The organism is Streptomyces sp. PU-14G, assembly GCF_041028275.1.
Classification (GTDB): Bacteria; Actinomycetota; Actinomycetes; order Streptomycetales; family Streptomycetaceae; genus Streptomyces.
Map to the genome: position 1 here is coordinate 1 of NZ_JASKYT010000708.1, position 1,529 is coordinate 1,529.

At 78.3% G+C, this 1,529-nt stretch carries 1 protein-coding gene and 1 pseudogene; one reads left to right on the plus strand and one right to left on the minus strand.

Annotated elements, in window-relative coordinates:
• Window positions 1-332 precede the first annotated feature (332 nt).
• Window positions 333-1,367 (plus strand): DUF5937 family protein, encoded by a 1,035-nt coding sequence (locus tag AB8Z75_RS34865; RefSeq protein WP_369209138.1) that lies wholly within the window; start codon window positions 333-335, stop codon window positions 1,365-1,367.
• 64 nt (window positions 1,368-1,431) lie between these two features.
• Here AB8Z75_RS34865 and AB8Z75_RS34870 read toward each other — a convergent pair.
• A pseudogene (locus AB8Z75_RS34870) lies at window positions 1,432-1,529 on the minus strand (thiamine-binding protein); the annotation flags it as partial.

Sequence of the window (1,529 nt, forward strand, 5' to 3'; positions counted from 1 at the left end):
ACCGGGGAGAGGGCGAAGCGGCAGTTGAGCGGGTCCGCGGGCCCGAACCGGGTCGTGATGGTCACCCAGGCCCCCGGCCCCGGGAACGCCTGAGTCCCCGGCCACGGGAACGTCTTCGTCCTGCTGTCGTTCCGCCACGCACCGAGCCTGGGAAGCCGCCGTCCCCGGCACGGGAGACGCCTCCGCCCCCGGCCCCGGGAACGCCTGAGTCCCCGGCCACGGGAACGCCTTCGTCCTGCTGTCGTTCCGCCACGCACCGAGCCTGGCGGGGCCGCTGAGCACCGCCTAGTGTTTCGGGCTCAGCCGAATCTCCGAGCGGCCCGGGGGCCTGGGTGACCATCACGATCCGGTTCGGGCCCGCGGACCCGCTCAACTGCCGCTTCGCCCTCTCCCCGGTGTGGGAGACGCAGGCCGCGCTGCGTGTGCTCGCGCACACGCCCCACGGGAGCCCGCACGGCGGCTGGGTACGGCGCGCGCTGCCGCTCGCGCGCTCCCTGGCGCTGGAGCCGCTGTGGGCCGTCCTCCCCGCTCGCGGCTACACCCCCGACTTCCTCTTCCCCGCACCGGCCGCGCCGGCCGCCCCCGTCGCTCGGGAGGCCGCCCGCATCCGCGCCACCGAGCCCGCGTGCGCGCACGCGCAGATCGCCCGCGCGCTGGCCGGAACGCCCGGCGCCGCCCGTACGGCGGTGGGGCGGGAGCTGCTGGCGGACCCGGCCGCCGCCGTCGAGACGCTGGCGAGCGCCGTGGTCCGCGCCTGGGAGGCGCTCCTCGCCCCCGGCTGGCCCCGGCTGCGGGCGCTGCTGGAGGCGGACATCGCCTTCCGGGCGCGACGGCTGGCCGACGGCGGACTCGGCCGGGTGCTCGCCGCGCTGCACCCCCAGGTCACGTGGCGGGACGGCACGCTGCGGATCGCGCGCCCGCCCCGGCACTCCCGTGTCCTGACGGGCGGCGAGGGGGTGACGCTGGTGCCGAGCGCGTTCGTGTGGCCCGTGGTGGCGGCGGGGTTCGAACCGCCCGCACCGGCCGCGGTGATGTACCCGGCGCGTGGCATCGGGCACCTGTGGGCGCCGGCCGCGCCCCTCGATCCGCCGGGCGCGCTGGTGCGGCTGCTCGGGCGCGGTCGCGCGGCCGTACTGACAGCGCTGGAGGAGCCCGCGTCCACGAGCGCGCTCGCTCTCCGGCTGCGGCTGGCGCCCTCGTCCGTCTCCGCGCACCTGTCGGCGCTGCGCGGCGCCGGGCTGCTGGACTCCTGCCGCGTCGGACACCAGGTGCTGTACTCCCGTACGGCCCTCGGCGCGGCCGTGGCGGCCGGGCGGGCGGACGAGCCGCCTGGTCAGCCGCCCGCTCAGCCGCCTGCCGACGGCTGAGCGGGCGGCTGCGGCCGGTGCGCCGGCCGGGCGGGCTCGGCCCTGCCGGCGTCTCGCGGGCGGGTCAGCCCTCGTCCAGGTACCGGTCCACGGTGGCGACCTTGGCGGTGAGCCCGTCGATGACGCCGGGACGGATGTCGGCCTTGAGGACGAGGGCTGACC